The organism is Chitinophaga terrae (ex Kim and Jung 2007) (assembly GCF_900107795.1).
Classification (GTDB): Bacteria; Bacteroidota; Bacteroidia; order Chitinophagales; family Chitinophagaceae; genus Chitinophaga; species Chitinophaga terrae.
In genome coordinates, this window is the sequence record NZ_FNRL01000016.1 from 42,670 (window position 1) to 63,479 (window position 20,810).

Below are 20,810 nucleotides of genomic sequence, written 5' to 3' on the forward strand. Positions count from 1 at the left end.
ATATTTCTTGTATATTTCTTAAATATTTTTGCTAAAACGTTTTATCTATATAGTATATTGCAAGAATAATTTTACTTTTTAAAAAATTTTAAAAAAATAATTATACATTTAAACCGGCAAAATTTCACAGTAACAACACGTTTATGACTCAGCATGCAAAACAAAATGCGCAGAGCACACATCCTTCGTTCTTTGTGCTCATTCTAGTTTTCTTTTTCTGGGGGTTTCTGGCTGCATCTAACAGTATCTTTATCCCTTTCTGTAAATCACATTTCAACCTTACACAACTGGAATCCCAGTTAATCGACTTTTCTTTTTACAGCGCCTACTTTATTGGTTCTTTGATCCTGTATTTAGCTTCTGCCGCCAGGAAAGTAGATATCCTGAATAAGATTGGTTACAGGAAAGGCATTATCTATGGACTCTTGATCTCTGTACTGGGAGCTGCCATCATGATTCCATGTGTCAACAAAGAAAAAATTGTTCCTATTTCCGAAACCGTGAAAGATATCTCCGGTTTCCAGGTAGAACAGCAGTTGCAGACATCCGACAGGCAGGTTAAGATCCGTCGTGAAAAAGCAGACGACACTTACTCTTTGCTGATCAGCGATAATGAGCAGGCAGAGAAATACATTTCAAATCAACAATTATTATCTGCCGTAGCGGGTGGATTCAACAAAGACGAAGAGCATCATCAGTATGTTGCCACCTTTACCAAAGCGAATGTAGAAAAAGTAACTGCAGCTTTGAGCACTGAGTTCCAGCAAACCGTTACCTTCGGTTACTTTGCCCTGATCCTTATGGCGTTGTTCATTGTTGCACTGGGTTTCTCCCTGCAACAGACAGCTGCCAACCCGTTTGCGATCCTGCTGGGCGACCCGGCGAAAGGTACTCACCGTCTGAACCTGGCGGGTGGAGTAAACTCTTTCGGTACAACCATCGGACCTATCATTGTAAGCATGCTGCTGTTTGGCAACATTAAAGGCGGTGAAGTAAGCACTGATATCAGTAAGATCAATACCCTTTACATTTTATTGATCGTGTTGTTCCTGGTTGCCGCTGCCATTTTTGCCTTTGTCAAAATGCCTGAGAGCAATGACTCAGAAGTATTTGAATCTTCGCCTAAAGCTACCAGGTCGCTGCTGGGTATCACGCTGATGTTTGTGCTGATCCTCGCAGGACTTGTAATGAAAATTGAATTGCCATTCTTTATAGCTGGTATCGTTGGTATCATTGGTATCCTGCTTTATACAAAGAGCGCGTCTGCAACCAACAACGAAGGTTGGGGCGCAATGAGATATCCGCAGCTGATCTTCGGTATGCTGGCTATCTTTATTTATGTAGGTGTGGAAGTGACCATGGCCAGCAACCTGGGCGCATTGCTGAAACATCCTGGTTTCCTGACTGCCAATGGTTTGCCTGAATCACAGATCGACCCGTATGTATCCCTGTTCTGGGGCAGTATGATGATCGGTCGCTGGACGGGAGCCATCAGCGTATTCAATGTTTCCAAAACTACCCGTAATATATTGTGTGTGGTTGTTCCTTTCATCGCCTATGGCGTTGTTTTAGCTGCCAACAGTATCAAAGGAAACGACATCTCTGAATTATATCCTTATGCTATCTGCATTGTGATCCAGATCATTGGATTCTTCGCCGGCCAGGATAAACCTGCCAAAACCCTGATGGTTTTCGGTTTGCTGGGCGTAGGTTCTGTACTGATCGGGTTATTCACTACCGGCCCTGTGGCTACCTTCGCATTTATCAGCGGTGGCCTTTACTGTTCCGTAATGTGGCCTAGTATTTTCGCGTTATCAATTGCCGGTCTTGGCAAATATACTGGTCAGGGCTCTGCCTTCCTGGTTATGATGATCCTTGGTGGCTCTTTAATACCTCCTGTTCAGGGTGGGTTAGCAGACATTCCAAGCATTGGTATCCACGCCTCTTACATCATCCCGGTAATCTGTTTTGCTTACCTGGCCTTCTTCGCATTTAGAGTTAAAAACATTTTAAAATCTCAAGGAATTGATTATGAGTCAGCAATTAGTGGTGGGCATTGATATTGGGGGGACTAATACAAAATTTGGCGTTGTAGATCGCAGAGGAAATATCTTATGCGATGGTCGAATGTTAACAAATCAACATGAAGATGTAAACGGCTTCCTGGACGAATTACACGAACACCTGTCAGGACTGATTGAACAGGCAGGTGGAATGGAACATATCAAAGGTATTGGCGTTGGCGCTCCTAACGGTAACTACTATACCGGGAACATCGAGTATGCTCCTAACCTGCGCTGGAAAGGGATCGTTCCTTTAGCCAGCCTCCTGGAACAAAAATTTGGTTTGCCTACTGTGCTGACCAACGATGCCAATGCAGCAGCATTGGGAGAATTGATCTATGGTGCAGCCAGGGGCATGAAAGACTTCATTGTTATTACGTTGGGAACCGGTGTTGGCAGCGGTATTGTGGCAAACGGTCAGTTGATCTACGGTCATGACGGTTTTGCAGGAGAGTTAGGACATTGCATCGTGATCCCCGACGGCAGACCACATCCGGGCACCGGCGCACTTGGCTCATTGGAAGCCTACGCCTCTGCTACTGGTGTTACAGCTTCAGCGCTCGAATTTTTGGCTACCCGCCCCGATACTCCAAGCACTATGCGCGAGCATTCAAAAGAAGAAATCAATTCCAAACTGATCTACGAAGCAGCCATGCAAGGCGATCCGCTGGCGAGAGAAGTATATGAATTTACAGGTAAGATACTGGGCGCCGCCCTGGCTAACTTTGTAATGTTCTCCAGCCCTGAAGCGATCATCTTATTCGGCGGTCTTACAAAGGCAGGCGATCTGATCATGAAACCGGTAAGGGAGCATATGGAAAAGAATCTGCTCCCGATATTCCAGAATAAAGTTAAATTGCTGTTCTCAGAACTGAAAGAAAGCGATGCCGCCATTTTGGGAGCCAGCGCACTGGCCTGGGAGATGAAAGAATAGCATGCCGCACTTCAGCCCTGAAGTGAACAACTAAATGCTTTGTATGAAAGATAGAAGATCATTCCTGAAAACAGCGGCCCTCAGTGCCGCTGTTTTCTCTTTAGAAGGAGTTAGCGCCGCTCCGGCTGCCAGACGCGGAGCTGCCAAACCGGGACAACCAATCGTTGTATCGACCTGGGATTTCGGAAGGGCTGCCAACGCAGCTGCCTGGGAAGTGCTTAAAAATGGCGGACGCGCCCTCGATGCAGTAGAAGCAGGCGTAAAAGTTCCGGAAGCTGATCCCAACAACCACACCGTCGGATTTGGCGGCTACCCCGACCGCGACGGACGTGTAACCCTTGACGCCTGCATCATGGACGAACATGGCAACTGCGGGTCTGTTGGCGCACTGGAACACATTACACACGCCATTTCTGTTGCCCGGCTGGTTATGGAAAAAACACCGCATGTAATGCTGGTGGGAGAAGGAGCATTGCAATTTGCCCTGGCCAACGGTTTCAAAAAAGAAAACCTGCTCACTCCTGAAGCTGAAAAAGCCTGGAAAGAATGGCTGAAAAAATCGGAATACAAACCGATCATCAACATTGAAAATTCTTCCTACGGAAAAGATAACGGCGCTGCTGCATTCAGCCCGCTGCAACTGCCGGGAAATGTTTATAACCACGATACCATCGGCATGCTGGCAATGGATGCGCAGGGAAACCTCTCTGGCGCCTGCACTACCAGCGGCATGGCTTTTAAACTGAGAGGAAGGCTGGGCGACTCCCCTATTATCGGCGCCGGCCTGTATGTGGATAATGAAGTAGGCGGCGCAACCAGCACCGGTGTTGGAGAAGAAGTGATCAAGATCGTGGGCAGCCATCTCGTTGTAGAATTGATGAGACAAGGTTACCCTCCTGAAAAAGCATGTAAAGAAGCAGTTGAAAGGATAGTAAAAAGAAGTCCTTCAAAAGCGAAAGAAATACAGGTAGGATTCCTTGCCCTCAATAAAAAAGGAGAACACGGCGCCTACTGCCTGCAACCCGGCTTTAACTATGCCGTTTGCACTACCGGTAACTGCGATACGCTGATCGACGGGAAACATTATTTTTAATTTCTCAGCAAACCCTTTGCTATGGCTTTTATTCTTGAAATATGCGCGGGTTCAGTAGCATCCTGTATTGCCGCTCAAAAGGGAGGCGCCGACAGGATCGAGCTATGCGACAACCTCCTGGAAGGCGGTACCACCCCTTCTTATGGAACCATTGCATTAGCGAGGGAAAAGACCTCCATTAAACTTTATCCTATTATCAGGCCCAGGGGAGGCGATTTCCTGTATTCGGACCTGGAGTTTGACACCATGATCAAAGACATTCAGCTTTGCAAACAACTGGGCTGCGATGGCGTGGTGATTGGCATTTTGACACCGGACGGGAAAGTGGATAAAGAAAGATGCAAAGTGCTTGTTACACTGGCTGCACCCATGAAAGTTACTTTTCACCGGGCTTTTGACATGACAGATAACCCGTTCGAAGCGCTGGAAGATATTATTTCGTTAGGGTTTGAAAGGATACTGACATCCGGCGGCAGGAATACGGCATTGGAAGGCGCCTCCACGCTTCGTCAGCTGGTTAACAGCGCTAACGACCGGATCGCTGTCATGGCCGGTTCAGGTGTCAGATCATCCAATATTGCACAACTGATAAAAGAAACCGGGATCACAGAATACCATACTTCTGCTAAATCGTATGAAGACAGCAAAATGGTTTACCGGCACCCGAATGTGAGCATGGGCGGCATTCCCGGAGTTCCGGAATACGGGATATCCCAAACCCGTGAAAAAGAAGTAGCCCTGATACGTGAAATTGGCGAAAAAACATTACTATCTTAGCAGCTATCTATACCAAATTATTGGCGGTCAGAGATACCGCGTAAAGTGAACAACGAAATGAAAAAATTGATCTTGGCGGCAGGCCTTATGCTCGGCACATACTGCGCACAGGCCCAGACTAAAGGGGTGAAGCATGTGATCCTTGTGGGTATGGACGGATTGGGGGCCTACAGTTTTGCAAAAGCAGACAACCCCAACATGAAACAAATGATGCAGGACGGAGCATATACACTCCGGGCCCGCAGCGTACTTCCTTCTTCCAGTGCAGTGAACTGGGCTTCCATGGTGATGGGTGCAGGCCCTGAATTACACGGCTACACCGAATGGGATAGCAAAAAACCAGACTTACCATCCAGGGAACTTGATCAATACAATATGTTCCCATCTATTTACACCATATTACGACAGCAAAAACCTACAGCAGAAATTGGCGTGATCTACAGCTGGGACGGGATAGGATATCTTTTTCCCAAAGAGGCGGTGAACCATTCGGTAGCCTGCCACGATAACGATAGCCTGGCCACAGCAGCAGCTGTTGACTATATAAAAACAAAACATCCGGATCTCCTGTTTATCCATTTCGACGAACCTGACGGAACAGGGCACAATATTGGTCATGATACCCCTGCGTATTATGAACAGGTGCACAAAAATGATCTTCGCCTGGGCCAAATCCTCCAGGCGGTGAAAGATGCAGGCATGTGGGATAACACCATCGTCCTCCTGACAGCGGATCATGGTGGAATTAAGAAAGGTCATGGAGGCAAGACAATGGAAGAAATGCAGATACCCTGGATCATACGTGGCCCGGGAATTGCGAAGAACCACGAGATCAGGAACAGTGTGATGACCTATGATACGGCAGCTACGCTGGCATGGATCTTTGGGCTGAAAACACCAGCTGTGTGGACAGGGCGTCCGGTTACTGAAGCATTTAAATAATCAACAGGTATAAAACCTCTTGTTTCTAAATATTACGACTATGAAAAGAATGCTGCTCATCACTGCTGTGATTTTATCAGGTTTTTGTCTGAATGCCCAGAACCAGAAGATCAAAGTATTGACCTATAACATTCACCATGGAGAAAATACCAGGCAGGAATTGGATTTAAAAGGAATTGCCAACGTAATATTAGCAACAAACCCGGACCTTGTTGCCCTCCAGGAAGTAGACAGTGTAACCGGCCGTTCAAAAGGCGCTGATCAACTGAAAGAACTGGCAGCTATCACAGGAATGTATACCTACTTTGTAAAAGCAACAGACTTTGATGGCGGCGGCTATGGAACCGGGGTACTTTCCCGGTTTCCTATTCAGAACAACATCACGCTTCCGCTTCCTTCAGGTAAAGACAGCGAACCAAGAGCAGCAGGCATTGTAACTGTGCAGCTGCCCGGCGATAGCGTCATCCATTTTGTGACTACGCATTTTGATGCAGGAAAAAGATCGAACGACCGCATTGCGCAGGCCAACACGCTTGCCAACTATTTTAAAACAGCGCAAACGCCCGTTATTTTCTGCGGCGACCTGAATGCTCCTCCTGCTTCAAAAGAAATAAAGATCCTGAAACAGGTATTCACAGATGCTACGCACCAGGTGGGTCCAACCTTCCCTTCTGATACGCCTAAAGTGAAGCTGGACTATATATTTCTGGCTCCAAAAGCCAGGTGGAATGCAGGGGAAGCAAAAGTGATAGAAGAAACAGTAGCATCAGATCACCGTCCTGTTATTTGTGAAGTGGAATTAGTGAAATAACAAGATATTTTTTACCCGACTGAAAACAATCAATTCGATAAAATAATGAAATCAATCAGCTACCTGTGCATGATCTTAATAGGGTTATGCTGCGCCTGTGCCACTACCAACGAAGAAATTCCGAAGGGACATTTCAACGTTATTCCCCTCCCGGCAAATATCCAGGCAAACAGTGATTCATTCCTGCTCGACAAACATACGGTTATTGTTGCCAGCGAACCTGCCGACATAACCACTGCCAGTCTTCTGAACACCTGGATAAAAGAGCTGACAGGATATGAACTGGAAGTAAAGAAAGAAGCCGGCGACAATGCCATTACCCTTCATTCAGGGAGCGACAGCACTCAACCTGAAGGCTATACGCTGAAAGTAGGCAATCACCAGATCACCATCCAGGGAAATACCAGCAGCGGTACCTTTTATGGCGTACAAACGCTGATACAGCTGATCCCTGTTGCCAAAGCAAAGGCGATGTATATACCAGGCGGCGAAATTACTGACAGTCCACGTTTCGCCTACCGCGGCCTGCACCTCGATGTTGGCCGTCATTTCTTCCCGGTAGCCTTTATCAAGAAGTACATAGACCTGATGGCGATGCATAAGTTCAACACTTTCCACTGGCATCTTACAGAAGATCAGGGCTGGCGAATAGAGATCAGGAAATACCCTCGCCTGCAGGAAATTGCTTCCAAGCGCAAGGAAACTATGAAAGGCAGGTATGCCGACAATCAGTTTGATGGAAAACCATATGGCGGGTATTATACACAGGAAGAAGTGAGGGAAGTGGTGAAGTATGCCCAGGATCATTTCGTTACCGTGATTCCCGAAATAGAGATGCCAGGTCACTCTTTAGCCGCGCTGGCAGCGTATCCCAACCTGGGATGCACGGGCGGGCCTTATGAAACCGGCACACGGTGGGGCGTATACGACGATGTGTATTGTGCAGGCAACGACAGCGTATTCCTTTTCCTGCAAGATGTATTGGATGAAGTCATGACATTGTTCCCCAGCAAATACATTCACATCGGCGGAGACGAATGTCCGAAGGTCAGATGGGAAAAATGTCCTAAATGCCAGGCCCGCATGAAACAGGAAGGCCTGAAAAACGAACATGCGCTGCAAAGCTATTTCATCCAGCGGATAGAGAAATACCTGAACAGCAAGGGCAGGCAGATCATTGGCTGGGACGAGATACTGGAAGGCGGGCTGGCGCCCAATGCTACTGTAATGAGCTGGAGAGGAATTGAAGGAGGCATAGCGGCTGCAAAACAACATCATGATGTGATCATGACGCCGGGCGATTATTGCTATTTCGATCATTATCAATCCAGGAGCGCGAATGAACCGCTGGCTATTGGCGGTTACCTGCCGGTGAAGAAAGTTTATGAATACGAGCCTGTTCCAGCGGCGTTGACCCAGGAAGAAGGCAAATACATCAAAGGAGCACAAGCCAATTTGTGGACAGAATATATTGCGAACAGCGATTACCTGGAATACATGGCTTACCCCCGCGCTGCCGCACTGGCAGAGGTATTGTGGACGCCGGCATCCCGTAAAAACTATGATGATTTCGTGAACAGGCTGAAAGAACATGTGGCAAGGCTCGACAAAAAGAAAGTCAACTACGCCAAGCACGTTTTTGAAGTAACAGGTAAGATCACGGTTAAAGACGGTAAAGAATCGCTGACCTTAGACAGCAAATTAAACGGCGGAAAGATTTTTTTCACAACAGATAGTACCGCCCCTACTCCACAGTCGACTCCTTATACGCAACCTGTTGCCATCGAAAAAACGATGACAATCAGGGCGCAGGTATTCCAGGATAACAAGCCTTTTGGTAATGAGTATAACCAACGGTTCGTTTATAGCAAAGCGTTAGGCAGGCAGGTTAAGCTTGGAGCGGAAGCCGACCAGGCTTACCGGCCTTCCGCGGAAGTGTTGGTAAATGGCATCAGGGGAAGCGAATCGTATAACGACAACGAATGGTTTGGATATAAGAACAGCGATTTTGAAGCAGTGGTAGACCTGGACAGCGTTCAGCCAATCAGCAGTATCGGGATCGGGGTATTGGTGAATAAGAATGATTGGATCTATCCGCCTAAGCAGGTAAGCTTTTCAGTGTCTGAAGATGGAAAGAATTATAAAACCATCTTCCAGCAAACCACCTTTTCACAACAGGGAATTAACAATGTAAGAAGCGTATTTGCTACGGTTAATGCCCGCTTTGTAAAAGTGACAGTACAACGGTTCGGGAAGATCCCTGCAGGCGCGGAAGGCGCCGGTGATCAGGCCTGGCTGATGGTAGATGAGTTGGAGGTACAATAAAAAACCGCTCCAGCACAGGTGCTGTGAACGGTTATATGAATGACTCCTACACCAAAAAATTTTAATACAGCCTCAATGGCTGCAACATAAACATATTAACGGAATAAAATATTAAATGGTTTACTTAAGCTAAAGAATTATTGGTTAAATTTTGCTAAATATTAATAGGCTTTAGCAGTAAATTTCTTTAATTTTCCGGCTCGTTTTTTAAACCGCATCTAATCAAAAAACGTTTACAATGACGATTAATCATCAGGAAATCGAACTGATTGACAGCTTTGAACAAATTGCTGTGGAAATACACCCTTCTGCCAAGGAAGGTTCCAAAGCAGTAGCACAGGAAATTGCCACATTAATTCGTGAGAAACAAGCAGCAGGCCAACATTGTGTTTTAGGTTTGGCAACAGGCTCTACTCCTAAGTACATGTATGCTGAACTTGTGCGTATGCACAAAGAAGAAGGATTAAGCTTTAAAAATGTATTCACATTCAACCTGGATGAGTACTACCCGATTGAACCGGATGCATTGCAAAGCTATAATCGCTTTATGAAAGAACACCTGTTCAATCATATCGATATTCCGGAAGGCCAGTATCACATTCCAGATGGTACTATTCCTAAAGATCAGATTAAAAAGTATTGCGAATCATACGACAAACGGATTGAAGAGCTGGGAGGTATTGATTTGCAGGTATTAGGTATCGGGAATAACGGGCATATCGGGTTCAATGAACCTGGCTCCAATATCAACTCTCATACCCGTCTTGTAACGCTTGATAACAGCACTCGTTTGGCGAATGCTTACGAGTTCCCTAACATGAGCCAGGTACCGCGCTTAGCGATCACCATGGGTCTGGGCAGCATCTTCAAAGCCAAACGCATTTTGCTGATGGCTTGGGGCACGCACAAAGCGAAGATTGTTTGCCGTTCAGTAGAAGGGCATAGCAGCGACCAGGTGCCTGCATCATTGCTGCAGCAGCATCCTAACTGCAAGTTCGTTATCGATGAGCAGGCAGCAACAGAATTGACCCGTTTCAAAGAACCATGGTTAACGGGAGATTGCGAATGGACCCCGGGTCTTATCCGCAAAGCTGTAACCGGCCTTGCATTAAAACTGAATAAGCCAATCCTCATGCTGACAGATAAGGACTATAACGAAAATGGTCTGAATGATCTGATCGTGCAGTATGGTTCGGCTTATGAACTGAATATTGAAGAATTCAACGCCATCAGGGATACCATTACCGGCTGGCCCGGAGGTAAACCTGGTCCGCAGTTACCTAAACATCCTGAGCGTTCAGAACCTGCTAAAAAACGTGCGTTGATCTTCTCCCCCCATCCGGACGACGATATCATCTCTATGGGTGGTACTTTCATCCGCCTGCATGAACAGGGGCATGATGTGCATGTTGCTTACCAGACTTCAGGCAACATTGCCGTAACAGATGAATTTGTATTAAGATTTATCGACTTCGCCGTAGGTTTCGAAGGCATGTTCGACATTGATAAGAGCAAGAGCTCACAGATCCTGGATGAAGCAAAAGCGTTTATCCGTACTAAGAAACCAAGCCAGAAAGATACGCCTGAGATCCGTGCTATTAAAGGGCTGATACGTCGTTGCGAAGCGAAGGCCACTTGCCGTTACGTAGGCATCCCTGAAGAAAACGCGCATTTTATGAACCTGCCTTTCTATGAAACAGGGCTGGTTGAGAAAAAACCAATGGGGCCTGAAGATGTTCAGCTCACTGTTGATCTTCTCCGCAAAGTGAAACCGCACCAGATCTATTGCGCCGGCGACCTGGCCGATCCGCACGGTACGCACAAGGTTTGTTTGGATATCATTTTTGCAGCTCTGGAAATCGTGAAACATGATGATTGGGCTAAGGATTGCTGGGTATGGTTGTATAAAGGCGCATGGCAGGAATGGGAGATCCATGAAATTGAAATGGCTGTTCCGATGAGCCCTGACCAGGTATTGCAAAAACGCCTGGGTATCTTCATTCACCAGAGCCAGAAGGATGTGGTGCCGTTCCAGGGTACCGACCTGCGTGAGTTCTGGCAAAGAGCCGAAGACAGGAACGCTAATACTGCCGACCTGTATGACAAATTAGGCTTGCAGAAGTATGCAGCCATGGAAGCATTTGTACGTTATCATTTTATGTAATAGCTTTGGGACTGGCCATAATGGCCAGTCCTTTTTTCATCTATTTGCCATATCCTGAAAATTATAGCGAAGAACTTTTTCCCTTCCTTTGAATAAAAAGATTAAATTACAATAGCAAAATTATCATAGCCTTCAATGGAAAACGACATCCTCATTGACTTTAAATTTAAGGCAAAAGAAAAACCCAGGTTTGGCGATCTGTTCCTGATCACAGGGGACGAGCATCCTAAATTTCCTCCTAAGAGTAAGTCTTTTGCCCAGTTAGCTCCGCTTGGATTCGAGCAACTGGATGATTTTTTTGGAATTTTAAATAGTGAAGAAACCGGCGACGATGTGCTGATCTGGTTATTTCCTATGCTGAATGGGGAAGAGGTTTTCCTGGGCAGCGGTCCGTTTGATGCGGTTCGCCTGTCTTACAGCGCGCTACGTAACTCGCCTGTTAATATTTCATTATTAGAGGAATGTTTCCTGGCTTTTAAGAACCTGCCTGACACTACTGTTATATTTGAAGACAAACCGATCACTGATTTTGCTGTTGTTAAGGCTAAGGTAGATGAGATTGTAGCACATTGGAGAGCTAACGGTGTAGAGCCCGGCTCTGACGAGAGTTTGCTGATCGATGAAGAAGAGGATGAAGATTGGGAAGATGAGGAATGGAATGATGAAGATTGGGAAGATCCGGACCAGGACTATAAGAAGAATTAAGCGTAGGCGCTTTATTTATTTGTTTTGATAAGTTCGATACTACTATATGTACTATATGTGAAAGAGGCGATGTAATCGCCTCTTTTGTTTTATTGCGGTTTGTGCCAGGTTTTAGTTTGTTCTGGTCACTTTAGTGTGAGTTACACTGAGGAGGCTAAGAAGCCTGGATATAACCCGGGTTGTTCTCTACGCCAGTTGTCTTTCTCTTTTCCCGGTTATTTAACTTCTTTAATCCTGCTGGCATGCACAAATCCTCTTAGCCCGTTTTGCAATTCTACTACCCACCAGTCGCCTTCCAGGGGCCAATAGAGGAAGGGCTCATTTTCCCTGATCTTAGCCAGTACCCGGGCGGAATGGCTGTTAGAATTTTGACGCAGGTTGGTAAAACCGTCTTTATCGTGAATAACGCCATGTTTGGCAATACTTTTATCTTTTGTATTCCTGCTTACCTCCAGGAGGTAATAATCACTGTTCTCCTGTTCCTGCCTGGCTCGTTCAGCCGGTGTCTTGTAATAATGTTCAACGTAGTTTGTCAGCGTTGGCAACCCGTAATACTTTTTGCTTTTCAGTTTTTTTATGAGTGCTGGTTTATTGGCGAAAGCCATTTCGCAAACGCCAACAATATCATGTTGCAAACCTGCATCAAGTATAACGGCGATTGATTCGTCGGGCTCTTTGTACTGTTCAGGGCTACGTTGGATGAATTCCACGATTGAGAATGTGTTGTAGAGAAGGTCGGGATGTATTTCCAGTATTTTAGCGACCATCTTTTTTCTTAACACCAGTTTTTGCTGGTCGTCAACGGAGAAGAGGAAGCGGTTAAATTCTTCGCTGTCGCGGATTTCGTCGAGGTAGTCGAATGTGAATGCGAGCCAGTCGTTGTTGCCGGTGTAGCCGTAGTCTTTGATTAATTCGGTGATGACGTAAGGCATTGAAGTTTTAAAATAAGCGAATGCTGATTTGTCATTATGCAGAATCAATTTGTTGTAGTTGCATAACGCCAACTCGTCGATATCAGTAGGTGAACTGCTGTTAGCAAAATGGATATACCTTGCATCCTTTACCGCAACTGTGACATCTTGGTTATCGGCATCTAATGGAATATAGTTACCGGGATAAGTGCCAATGTCAATTTGATAAATATCTAAAATCCGCCTGGCAAATTCAAATTCATCCAAGGGATTAATTTTACAATTCGCGATCATTCTCTTGCTATACTGAAATAAGCCGGCCTCTTGAGAGGATGACAGGTAGACTTGCCTTTTGGTATCGTGTTGTCGCTGCGCTGTTAACATACGGGGTAACAAAAAAATAGTTATAAATAGGTATCTCATTGTAAGTATGTTATTTAAACAATAGTCAGGGTAAGGTTTACAGATCGACAGCAATAACTCTCCGGCTAGGCACCTACCGCATTTCAAACGTCGCTTGTATGCCATCTAATCAATGATATTGATATGGAATTACTTCAGCCATAATACTGATAGTATTTATTCCTGTTTCTTATTTGAAGATCAGCAAAACATATTCTAATTCTTTAGCATCAAGATATTTCCAATTCCTATAGTAGTCATTATGATCTATATTACACCCGACCATTTAATCGTTCCATTTTCTTTACTCTCCCATTTTAATTCATCAACTTTTCTTTCCTCTAAAATAATGCGAACTAGTCTTGTCTGAGACTGGAATATAAGATCTGGAATTTCCATTTTGAGCGCCTTCACAGGAATAACATCTCGGCCCGAAACCGTAGTCAAACACCCTTGTGAATTATCCGGCGTATACTGATGTATCGCAATCCCTCCTCTCTCCCCATGCGGCCCGTTAATCGTCGCATTCCCCGGCCTATCTCCCAGGTACATGCTATACTTCTGACCTGAACTTCCGGCAAAGAGATAGTAGGTTCCCGGTGGCGCCTCGTTATAACTTCCATAACGCCTGTCATCATGTTTTACGGTAATATGCTTCTTCTGTTGCTTGTCATAATATTTGGTATCCCATGCATCCCTCGACAGGTAAGTAACAAAATCAGGATCACGCAATGAATTATCCTGTTGCTCCTGTTGATAACGTTCCAGGGTTAAATTGCGCCAAACAAGGGTTTCATATACAACAAATCCGTTGATGTAATGATGACCTTGGCCTTTAACTACTACAATACTTCCTTTCTGATCTTTACCCGCTATATAATGAATACAATTATTAACATTTAATGTTTGTACTGCCCGCTCAAGAAAGTATGCCCGTTCATTGAAATTTTTGAGCGCATCGTTCAACGGCTTGGTAACGAACGATAGCGAAGCTTCGGTGATTCCTGTATCTGCCCTGGCGCTCAAATGCCGTGATTTCCAGAAAACCAGGGCCGTAGCCATAGCATCCTTAGGATCTTGAATAAGCGAGTCGGGATCCGCCACCCAATCTTTCTGCCCGCCTCCAAAATACTTATTGAAATAGGCAGAAGCATCTTTGTAATTTCCCTTTCCCGTCAACTGTATGAATCCTTTCCCCCTGTATCTCCATCCATCACCTACGCTTACATCTTTACTGTTGCCATTAATACCTGCATATACCCAATTGGCAATGTTCTCCTGGTTAGATTGAGATACGGGAACATCACTTCCAGGGCCTCTGCCCCACTTGTCCGCTTTCCGTTGACCTTCCGCCGTCCGGAACCTGGCAAACGTTTCTATGAGCCCGGCGGCTGAATAATTAAACTGTTCGTCGAGCTTATAGAACTTCGTTTCTTCGGCTACCTGGGCAAGGAAATGCGCTTTGCGTATACACCTGGTTAGCCCGCTTTTCTCCCTGAAGCTATTCAGGAAGTCGATTGCCCCGTTAATGTGTTTCATCTCCCGGATTAATGACCGGCCCTTTACATCCTTGCAAATTTCCAGGATCTCGCTTATCGTGATCTCTTTACTACAGGCATCACATACTTCCTTCTTTCCTTTAATTTTAAGCTGCTGTATCACAGACGCCGCTTTCCCATTTTTCTTTTTGTTTTCTGTCGGCTCCGGGAAAGCCATGATCATTGCATTTGTCCCCCCTTGCTGATCCTTCACTTTTACGTAAAAGGAGTGGAAGTTTTCTTTATACTGATCTTTGAAAGAACTGTCGAGCTTAAATTTGAAACAGGCGAATCCGTCGCTGTTCACATAGGCAGTGCAGCTGAAAACCAAAGTATCCTTTCGCAACCAGTCGATTCCCTTCCTTGCTTCCTTCCTGTAAATTTCAATTGCCAGATCCCTGTATACAAGGTTCCTGGTCCATACCTTTCCTTCCAGCGTTTCTCCGTATACCGCTTTAAAAACCTGCTTATCATTTTTAAAGAACCTTACAGCGATGATCTCGGGATCACATTTCAACCGCATTAACCTGGCTGGCTGTAGCAGCCTGTCCTGGGCGGAGGCATAATGCGGATTGGCAAACTTCACTGTAGCGAAAAAATACATTCCCTCCTTTAAAGCTTTTGCTTTATCTTTTTCTGCCACGAAAACAATACTTACCCTGTCATCAACTATTTTCTTTCTTATACCTGTTTGCAACATCACCTGCCTGCCAGACTGTTTGTCCTGTGCGCCGAATGAAACCAGGACTTCCTGGTTGGCTGCATCCCTGAACACGAGGCTCAAATGATTTCTTTCCTTCCAGCCTGTGACGAATTTCACATATCCCAACCCATCGCGCCAGCTCGCAAAGAGCAGCTTCGGACGTTTAACCGTTACCGTTATTGTCAGCTCTTTTCCGAAACAATCCAGGTAGGGTTCTAACCTATACACCCCTTCCTTACTGAACGAATAACGGAGGGTACTGCCATAATAGTTCTCAAAACTGCTGTCGGTACTGCAATACCATTTTACCTGTTGCCGTTCCAAACCCCTGGGCGGCAGTTCAAAGTATTCGTCCAGGTCCAGTACCAACAGGTCATTAACCAGCACTGTTCTTTCAATATCCACAGCTTTAAGCCTGTTAGGGTTTGATTGCACCATTGCAGAGTATAACTGTTTCTTTTCGCAATGAGCCACCACTCCACAACTGCTGCCCGGAGCGCCGGCTTGGAGCGTGATAGAGTTACCGGTTGTACTGATGATGTCGCCCTCTCCCATCACTTGCCAAAATTCCAGTTCTCCTGTTGCAGGCCCGGGTGTAACAGTAAAAGTGATCAGCTCTCCCGGCCTTACTTTTTGCTGAACAGTATCATCCAGCACCTGGAATCTCTTTTTCCCTCCGCGTATAGGCTTTGATTCAGTAACCGGCTTCCCTGCAGCGCCCTGCTCATCGTCTGGTTCGTCGCTTTCATTCACGGTGTTATCCGCGTCGTTTTCCCCATCCGCAGCTGTTCCTGTTTCCGTAGTCATATCTTCTGCCAGGGGCGCAGGTGTAGCGGCATCCTGACCGTGTTTCACGATTCTTACAATTCCACCTTTTGCAGTGCAGGTAGCCACACTGTTTTCGGTAAGCGGGTAAGCATTACCTGGTAATTTGATCTCGGTATAATAATTAGCCCAACGGAGATTAGCTGTACAAGGAACCGGGTGACTTGGATCCGGCATTTTACAATTGCCGAAGTTTAATGCACTGATGTTGTTATCGTTTGTAGTTGCCAGCAAATGCCCGTTGGCATGACTTAATAAGTATTTCCGCTGACTGATAACCTTTAACTTTTTAGGTCCCGGATCTACTGCAAATGTACAGGTACAGCCTGCACCTTCACTTACAAGGAAACCAAGCATAGGTTGTTCTTCCTTTGTGTCCTGGGCACAACTATCCTTATCATCTATCATCTTGTTATCTTTTTAATGATAATGAAATACAGTTAGAACATTCTTATTTTTTCTGAGCTTTGTATATCGATCTGCCCGGCAGATATCAACTCTACATCCTCTTTGGTGCTTTCAATTTTCACTTTACCGGCGCTGATATCCACCGACTGCGCATTGATAACCTGTTTACTGTTGATGAAAGTTGCGGCATCATGAGCGCTTATCTGGCAGGCTGCCGTGGCCTGAAGTTGAAGGTCGTTCCCCGCATAACAGGTAAAGTTTTCTCCTGCACACAGGGTTATATTTTCCTGGGTGTTAATAAACAATTGTTTGGCTTCCAGGTAGAGGCTTTCAGGAGCTTTAATGGAAATGCTTTTGTCCCAGCTATCCAGCGTGATCTTGCCCCCGCTTTTATCGGTGATCGATATTTGCTCTTTTCCGGCTGTATCGTCCAGCTGGATGGTGTGACCGCTCCTGGTCTTAATCGCTTTCCGGTTGTTTTCCTGTTCGGCCCATTCCGGAACCGTTCCCGCATTATACATTGCACCGGCTACATAAGGCAGTTCAGGATGATCTCCTTCAAATGCTATCCATACTTCGTCGTTGATTTCGGGGACAAAATAAATTCCTCTTTCCCCGCCTGCGTAAGGGGTTAAAACCCTGATCCAGGGTGTAGTATCTTTTTCCTGCCAGTCGAACCGCACTTTTACCCTACCTAATCCCCTGGGATCGTCATTCTCCACAACCACCGCACGCTGTGCCTCGCAGCGGGGAGGCTGCGCCAGCGCGGTTCCGGGGTATGCGGATGCCGCAGGGATGGCACTGAAAAGGTTGTAATACGTACCATTGCCGGTATAATGATGTTCCAACGCTACTACCAGGAAATCGCCATATCTTTTCCCTTTTAACTCGCTGATCGTGATCTCATCGCCCAACCGGATAGCCGGATCACTGCTTTTACCTTTCAATACAACGCTGTTGGCTATAATTGATTGCCTGTAATGCTTTCCTGTTACCGGCAAAGTAACATCCGCCTTGCTTGTCAGCCCGCTAAGGGCTTTGCAAACCGACGATGCAGGATATAATTGTTCACTGATCTGTGCAACAGCTCCGGTTAAATAAGCATGGTTGTTCCTTTCAGGCCACGCTACCGTATGCAGTTTATCCTGCCTGTATTCATACTGCTTGTACATGCCTTTTGCAGCGCTTACTACGGCATTCATTTCAAAGTCCAGCAGGTTCACCTGGTGAGTGAGCGGCCTGTTCGCCGGCGTATACCGGCCAAAAACAAGGTCGGTTCCGTTGTAAAAGAACCACTCCCCGTTTTCGGCGGCAAGCCGTTGCAGGTACCTGAAGCTGCTCTCCCTGTACTGTACCGAATATTTCAGCTGCCTGTCATTCGCCGGTGTAATCTGTACCTGGTTTAACCACGACTTGCAAACCTGCGTATGCTCTCTCACAATATCCGAAAGGTGCTGGTGGGCGTACGATTTCATGTCGGGAAGTTTTTCCGTTAACAACGTCGGGCTTCCTCCTTTCAAACAGGTGTATCCTTCCGTACCATCGCCTGCCTTGCCGGTTTGCACGCCGGTGATCAGGCCTTTGAAAACCAGTTGTTCTTTGCCTTGCTGATTTTCCGGCATACGGATGATAACAGATATTTCTTTCCCAAGATAATCAAGGGCGCTGCTGAACATATCTTCTCCCGCAGCTATCAGCCATTCATTACGCATTTCAATGCTGAACGAATGGTGTGCTGACATGGCCTGTTCCAGCTTTAAAGATCTTAACTGGGAAAATTGCCGGCCTGCAATAATAAGATGGGTTATGGCGTTTAGAGACATGGATTATAAGGGTATTAACAAACATGATTCAAAAGTAAGGTTACTATAAATATCACGTTTAATTCTTAACGAATTTTTTTTCCTAAATTCAACACACCTAACCTAGCTACGCCAACAAATGAAAAACAAAAATGCCGGCAAACGTGCTTCCACGGCCTTGTTAATAGTTGCCTGTTGTATACTGGTACTGCTCATTTCAGGTATCCCTTCTTCCAGGAAAGCCAATAAACAAAACTGCATTCCGGTAACGGGATTGGTAACATCAATTAAAACCGGGTCTCCCGGCTGGATCATTCACCTGAAAAACAATCCCCACATCTTTTACATTTCTTCCAAAACCAATACCGGCCTCTCTTTACAGCAACTGGAAAAAGATATTGCAGGGAAGAACGTGCAACTATACACGCTTCATTCCTGGTCGCCGCTCGATCCTTTCTCCAGCATGCAACAGGTCCATCGCCTGCAAATCGGTGACCAGGTGCTGTTTTCAGAATTCTAGGCTTGATATTTGAGGCTATAACCGCAGAGTCACGAAATTTGAACATGAAGCGCTATTCAATTGTCATTCTTTTATTTGCATTATCGGCCTGCGATCTGAAATACAATACAGAGAAATACGGAAACGAAGGCAACACCAATAACCGATTAGCTACCAAAGCCGCTATCCCTGCCGCTCCTAAAAAAAAAGCTGCTTCGCCCATTATCGGCGAACGGGTGAACGGAAAAGCGATACTGCGCGATCAGCCTAACGGCCAGCCAATTGTAACACTGCTGGATTATGTACCTGTACGCGCCGCCAAATTACAAAAGGACTGGTACCCTGTAAACATTGATTTTGATATCACACCTGAAGAATACAGAAAACCGCTGTTCCGTAAAGGACGCAAACTGGAAGTTAACGGTCGCCCTGCGGGCACGCTGGAAAAAGATATCCGGCTTCCTGTTGCTACCAACGGCGAAAAAATGTGGGCTACCATTGAAGGTTATGTAGACAAGAAAAGCGTCAGGAGCGGCAGCATCATCGAAACTGCTCTTACTACTTTCCTGAATCAACATAAAGGCAGAAGCATACAGGATATGGAGCCATTTATCCATAACTTCCAGCTCGAAGAAGAAAAGGTGCTCAAACCCTACAAAATGTATTTTAATTACGAAAGCGGGATAGACGATCCCAGCCCCCTCTACAGGCTGGCGCTTATCTTCCAGGGGCAGCAACTGATAGGAGTATTGCACTCCCGCCCCCTGACGCTCGATGGCAGCACTGCCCGCCGCCTGCAACGCGGGTTTACCATAAACTACCTGCCGGGAATCGACCAGACCCTGAGAGACGACTTTGCAACAAAATTTAATAAGTTTATACTGACGGTCGACTAACTTCCCGTACCGGGAAAATCCCCGTTTTAACGTTCTCCTTTTTACATATATTTGATCATTCTAATAATCGCATTCTCATTATAACCAGGATCAAATTATATAACCTCAAGGAATATACGTTAAAATGAATCGCTCACCTGCGCGCAACACCGGTGTCTATATGGCAACCTTCCGCGCTCTTGAAAGCACCAGGCCTGTAAATAAAAGACTGCTCTATGATCCTTATGCTATAAAATTCTTACCTAAGTTTCATAGACTGCTTGTTTCGCTATCCCGTTTCGGCCCTGTAAGGAACTGTTTTATAGCCTATATCAACGCCCGCTGGCCGGGCACCTATACTGCCGGCGTTGCCCGTACCCGCCTGATAGACGATATGGTAATTGAAGCAGTACAACACGAGGGCATCAACCAGATCATCATCCTGAACGCCAGGTACGATACCAGGGCTCACAGGCTGAAAACAAGCCGGCAGGTGAACTTCGTAGAGATCGATCATAAGGATCTGCAACAGCGCAAGAGAAAGATCATGAAACCGCCTCCCGGTTCCAGGTCGCTTCCCGTAGATTATATAGAACTTGATATAAAGACACAGCAACTGGCCAAAGTTATACCATCTCCTTTACTCCCCAGGCATTATAAAACCTTATTCATTTGGGAAGCATTAACGACAACCCGGGAACTGAATGCGGCGGAAACCATCTTCGAATACCTGAAAGATTTTCCGCCAGGCACACAGGTTATTTTTTCGTATGTGGATAAAGACGTGCTGGTAAATCCCGGGCATTATACCGGTTTCTTCAAGATCAATAAACTGCTGAAGAAAACCGGCGAGCAATGGGATTTCGGACTGCATACCCATGAACTGCCCGGATTTCTTGCCCAACGGAATATGAAGCTGCGATACGACGGAGGGGCTACCGATTACCGCGCTCTTTACTATGGCGAGAAAAGCAAGCGGATGAAAGGTTATGAATATTTCCGAATTGTACGGGCAGAAGTAAAATAGCCATCG

General features: G+C 45.9%; 14 protein-coding genes and 1 pseudogene. 12 read left to right on the forward strand and 3 right to left on the reverse strand.

Going from position 1 to position 20,810, the window contains the following annotated elements:
• The first annotated feature begins 143 nt into the window (after positions 1-143).
• The 9 genes and pseudogenes from BLV62_RS17145 (at position 144) to BLV62_RS17185 (ending at position 11,814) form a co-directional block, all read left to right on the forward strand.
• Entirely contained in the window at positions 144-2,060 is a 1,917-nt protein-coding gene (locus BLV62_RS17145; protein WP_211117837.1) for an MFS transporter, read from the forward strand.
• On the forward strand, positions 2,032-2,997 hold the full coding sequence (locus BLV62_RS17150; RefSeq protein ID WP_089763193.1) for an ROK family protein: 966 nt from the start codon (positions 2,032-2,034) through the stop codon (positions 2,995-2,997). The genes BLV62_RS17145 and BLV62_RS17150 overlap by 29 nt, the downstream gene beginning before the upstream one ends.
• Positions 2,998-3,040: 43 nt before the next feature.
• On the forward strand, positions 3,041-4,090 hold the full coding sequence (locus tag BLV62_RS17155; RefSeq protein ID WP_089763194.1) for a N(4)-(beta-N-acetylglucosaminyl)-L-asparaginase: 1,050 nt from the start codon (positions 3,041-3,043) through the stop codon (positions 4,088-4,090).
• A 21-nt stretch (positions 4,091-4,111) separates the two neighbouring features.
• Complete coding sequence (locus BLV62_RS17160) at positions 4,112-4,867, forward strand: copper homeostasis protein CutC (protein WP_089763195.1); 756 nt, start codon at positions 4,112-4,114, stop codon at positions 4,865-4,867.
• Positions 4,868-4,924: 57 nt separating this feature from the next.
• Entirely contained in the window at positions 4,925-5,809 is an 885-nt protein-coding gene (locus tag BLV62_RS17165) for an alkaline phosphatase (RefSeq protein WP_089763268.1), read from the forward strand.
• Positions 5,810-5,849: 40 nt separating this feature from the next.
• The gene (locus BLV62_RS17170; protein ID WP_089763196.1) at positions 5,850-6,620 is read left to right on the forward strand and encodes an endonuclease/exonuclease/phosphatase family protein; all 771 of its coding nucleotides are present in this window, start codon (positions 5,850-5,852) and stop codon (positions 6,618-6,620) included.
• Between the two features lie 45 nt (positions 6,621-6,665).
• Entirely contained in the window at positions 6,666-8,945 is a 2,280-nt protein-coding gene (locus BLV62_RS17175; RefSeq protein WP_211117836.1) for a glycoside hydrolase family 20 protein, read from the forward strand.
• 235 nt (positions 8,946-9,180) lie between these two features.
• A pseudogene (nagB, locus tag BLV62_RS17180) lies at positions 9,181-11,109 on the forward strand (glucosamine-6-phosphate deaminase); the annotation flags it as partial.
• 135 nt (positions 11,110-11,244) lie between these two features.
• Positions 11,245-11,814 carry a hypothetical protein gene (locus tag BLV62_RS17185; protein WP_089763198.1) on the forward strand — a complete coding sequence of 190 codons (570 nt, stop codon included), beginning with the start codon at positions 11,245-11,247 and terminating at the stop codon, positions 11,812-11,814.
• 215 nt (positions 11,815-12,029) lie between these two features.
• Here BLV62_RS17185 and BLV62_RS17190 read toward each other — a convergent pair whose 3' ends face one another.
• The 3 genes from BLV62_RS17190 to BLV62_RS17200 form a co-directional block, all read right to left on the reverse strand.
• The gene (locus BLV62_RS17190; protein ID WP_089763199.1) at positions 12,030-12,992 is read right to left on the reverse strand and encodes a hypothetical protein; all 963 of its coding nucleotides are present in this window, start codon (positions 12,990-12,992) and stop codon (positions 12,030-12,032) included.
• A gap of 402 nt (positions 12,993-13,394) precedes the next feature.
• Complete coding sequence (locus tag BLV62_RS17195; RefSeq protein ID WP_089763200.1) at positions 13,395-16,601, reverse strand: PAAR-like protein; 3,207 nt, start codon at positions 16,599-16,601, stop codon at positions 13,395-13,397.
• A gap of 32 nt (positions 16,602-16,633) precedes the next feature.
• The gene (locus BLV62_RS17200) at positions 16,634-18,424 is read right to left on the reverse strand and encodes a type VI secretion system Vgr family protein (protein WP_089763201.1); all 1,791 of its coding nucleotides are present in this window, start codon (positions 18,422-18,424) and stop codon (positions 16,634-16,636) included.
• 118 nt (positions 18,425-18,542) lie between these two features.
• On the opposite strand from BLV62_RS17200, the gene BLV62_RS17205 reads away from it, so the two are divergent.
• From BLV62_RS17205 to BLV62_RS17215, 3 genes are all read left to right on the forward strand, one after another.
• Positions 18,543-18,923: a hypothetical protein gene (locus BLV62_RS17205; RefSeq protein WP_089763202.1), complete on the forward strand. Its 381-nt coding sequence runs from the start codon at positions 18,543-18,545 to the stop codon at positions 18,921-18,923.
• A 44-nt stretch (positions 18,924-18,967) separates the two neighbouring features.
• Positions 18,968-19,798: a hypothetical protein gene (locus BLV62_RS17210; protein ID WP_089763203.1), complete on the forward strand. Its 831-nt coding sequence runs from the start codon at positions 18,968-18,970 to the stop codon at positions 19,796-19,798.
• A 124-nt stretch (positions 19,799-19,922) separates the two neighbouring features.
• Positions 19,923-20,804 carry a class I SAM-dependent methyltransferase gene (locus BLV62_RS17215; protein ID WP_089763204.1) on the forward strand — a complete coding sequence of 294 codons (882 nt, stop codon included), beginning with the start codon at positions 19,923-19,925 and terminating at the stop codon, positions 20,802-20,804.
• The last annotated feature ends 6 nt before the right edge of the window (positions 20,805-20,810 follow it).